General features: G+C 75.7%; 2 protein-coding genes and 1 pseudogene. 1 reads left to right on the forward strand and 2 read right to left on the reverse strand.

Going from position 1 to position 3,155, the window contains the following annotated elements; all coding sequences use genetic code 11:
• Positions 1-1,274, reverse strand: a pseudogene (locus ND748_RS28915) (hypothetical protein); the annotation flags it as partial.
• Between ND748_RS28915 and ND748_RS28920 the strand changes: the two are divergent.
• Entirely contained in the window at positions 1,264-1,599 is a 336-nt protein-coding gene (locus tag ND748_RS28920; RefSeq protein WP_251749354.1) for a hypothetical protein, read from the forward strand. The pseudogene ND748_RS28915 and the gene ND748_RS28920 overlap by 11 nt on opposite strands.
• 332 nt (positions 1,600-1,931) lie before the next feature.
• On the opposite strand, the gene ND748_RS28925 is transcribed toward ND748_RS28920, so the two are convergent.
• Positions 1,932-3,155: DUF6461 domain-containing protein (locus tag ND748_RS28925; protein WP_251749355.1), on the reverse strand; the 1,224-nt coding region annotated here is incomplete at its 5' end.

The following is a 3,155-nucleotide window of genomic DNA, read 5'->3' on the forward strand; positions in this document are numbered from 1 at the left end:
CTCCCGACCGGCACCCCGCCAACCGGCGCCCTCCCGACCGGCGCCCTCCCGACCGGCGCCGGAGGAGCCGGTCGGCCGCCGAACGGAACCGGTCGCGTGCGCCCGTTCAACCGCCGTCGCGCCCGGGGCACGATGAGCCCCAGTCCGGCCATGACGCTGGCCACGCCCGCGATCACCCCTCTGCCCACGGGGAGGCCGCCGTCGGCGGGCGGATCCTGGATCGAGACGACGGCGGGCGGCAGGCTCTCCACCGGTCGTGGGCTGGGCAGGGCGCACAGGCCGTCCCGACCCCGACTCGTCCCGTCCGGGCAGCGGGCCGGAACCCGGGCGCACGCCCCGGAGGCCGTGCGGACGAGGCCGGCCGGGCACCGCGCCGTGACCGGCTCGCAGAGCCCCGCCGCGGTCCGACGGGTACCCGCGGGGCAGGTGGACACCGTCTCCACGCAGGTGCCACCGATCGTCCAGGCCGTGCGCTCGGGGCAGGCCGACCCAGCGCACAGCTCGCCGTCCAGCGCGGTCCCGGCGGGGCAGCGTGCCGTCCGCCCGGCCGTGCACCGACCTCCTGACCTGGAGGGGCTGCCATCGGGGCAGGTCCATGACGGCGACACGGCGCAGCGATCCGGCGGCTCGACGGTTCCCCGCGCGCAGGACGGGGGCGCGTCGCCGACGACGCAGGACGTGGTGCCGGCCGGCGCGTCCCGGCCGGCGCAGCGGACCTGGACCGGGATGACGCACCTGTCGAGGTCGTCGACGTCGGCGTGGTCGTAGCCGGCCGGGCAGCGCAGCGTCGCCCGGGTCACGCAGCGGTCCGAGGAGTCGGGGCGCACGCCGTCCGGACAGCTCGCCGTCGCCCTGGTCACGCAGCCCGCCGAGGTGGGCGCGGCTCCCGTCCCCGGACAGGTGGCGCTCGCCGCATAGGTCGGGGCGACGACGCAGCTTCCGTCGGACGTCCCGCCGCCGTCGCGCGTCCCCCCGCCGTCGCGCGTCCCGTCGCGCGTCCCGCCGTCCTGCGTGAGGGAGAGTCCGCCCGGCCCGGAGGTACTCGGGCGCGGGTTCGCCTGCGGCGACGTGGGGGGGCATGTTGTCTGGGAGCGCACGCAGGTCGCGCCGGACCGGGTGTCGCCGTCGCCGCAGGTGTAGTCCGGCTCGCGGGTGCAGGTCGAGCCGTCCTTACGCGCGCCGGTGGGACACATCCACGTCGGGTCGTGGGTACAGTCCCCGGTGCCGTCTCCGTGCCGGTTCCAGCCCTCGGGGCAGGTCGCCGTGGCCGCCACGAGGCAGCTGTCCCCGGACGGGTCCCAGCCCCGCGGACAGGTCCGCTCGGGTGGCGTCTCGCACCCGCCGGCCCGCCGCGTCGCACCCGACGGGCAGGCGAGCTGGGCGGCGGTCGAACACCGACCGTCCGCCGAGGTCCAGCCGGTCGGGCAGGACTTCGTCGCCGCGACCGTGCACCCGGCGCTGGTCCGCGAGCCGCTCGCGCAGGTCACGGTCGGTGCCGCGCTGCACCTTCCGGTCGAGCGGACGAGGCTCGCCCCGGGCGGACACCGCGACGCCGCCGCAGACGCGCCGGGGCCCGCAGCGGCGAGACCTACCGGATGAGCTGCCGGACCGGCGCCGCTGTCCACCGCAGCGGTGACGCTCAGGGCGGCGGACGCCGGCGAGCCGTCCGGAGCCGCCATCAGCACGACGGCGCACGCCGCGGCCAGCACCACGGCGCGTAGGAATATCACCGACAACCAGCCGGCAGGAATGCCGGACCTGCGCACCATGCCTCACGCTTCCCCCGTTGGCGCCTCGACCCCGCACCTCCCATGAGCGCGGCCGACGCAAGTGTCTCCCATGGTCAGCCGTGAGAAGACATTTATGCGGAAAGGCCCGGGGAATCCGCCGATTTTTATCTTCCCGACAAACTCCCACGCGAAAGGCGGCCGTCACCTGCCGCTGATTCGGTGGGCGAGATCGTCGGTCCAGAGCCGGTCCAGGTCGCCGGGCCGCAGAGCATATCCGGTGAACCGTTCGACGACGAGCAAGCCCTTGGCGATCCGGTTCCGCCAGCTCGTCAGGTCGATACCGGCCAGGTAGGGCGCCACCTCGGGGCCGGCCGGATAGGACTCGGTCAGCTCGTCCGCCGCGACGATGTCGCCGTCACGAGCCAGGGTCAGCCGGGTGACCGCGTTGACGTTCCAGAACATGCTCGCCGCGGGGCCAAGCCGGGACAGCGCGCGCATGGCTTCCGGATCACTACCGGTGAACCCGTTGTCCTCGGCCACCACGACCACGCCGGCCTCGGGCAGGGCGAGCGCCGCCATCCAGCCGACGCGGTCCGGCAGGTCGATCAGGGAGACCAGCGATCGCCGGTGGCTCGGATCGCCGCCGAAGGCCCGCACCACGTCGTCGCGGTCGGCGCCGGACACGACGGTGATCGTGGCGGCCTCCCGCAGCACGCTGGAACGCACCCACCGCAGGTGGCCCTCGGGTGAGGCGGGCGGCGCCGGCTCCCCGCGCAGCCGGTGACCGAGGTGGTCGGTGCGCCGGCGGACAAGTTCGGGAGCGGGTGGCGCGGGCCATACCCACAGCTCGTAGGACTCGCTGCGATCGGCGTCGTCCCGGCCACGCACGGCGACCCGCAGCCGGAGGTCCCCCGGCCAGGGCGGCGTCTGCTCCCGCAGGGCCGCCGCGGCGGGGGTGCCATCCGGACTGACCACCGACGCGGACCCGACGTCCGCGTGCCAGCTCACCTCGACGACCTCGTCCCAGTCCCGCAGATTCCAGCCCCCAGGGTTCGACGATTCGGGCGGCGGCGGCTCGGCCAGGACGCGTAGCCGGATCGGGACGCTGCCGTCGGCCTGGCCGGTCCGGATCACCACGCCGCCGGGAACCACGGCAATCAGGCCGTTGGCCGAGAAGGGCGTGTCCACGTCGACGCCCGCCGGGAAGGGGCCCTCGAACAGGCCGAACCGGTGGCCGCGCACCTGCACCGACCCGGCGCAGGAACGCGGGAGGCGGTACTCCGACCGGCGCCTGGCCAGCAGGGCCTCGGCGTAGGCGGGCGGCATCGGCGCGCTCGCGAGGTAGACCGCGGCGGCGCCGAGCCCGGTGCCGATGATCGCCGGGGGCCCGGCGATGAACGGCGCCAGGGCGGCCCTCGGCAGGAC

The sequence above is a fragment of the Frankia sp. AiPs1 genome, assembly GCF_023716945.1.
Taxonomy (GTDB): domain Bacteria; phylum Actinomycetota; class Actinomycetes; order Frankiales; family Frankiaceae; genus Frankia.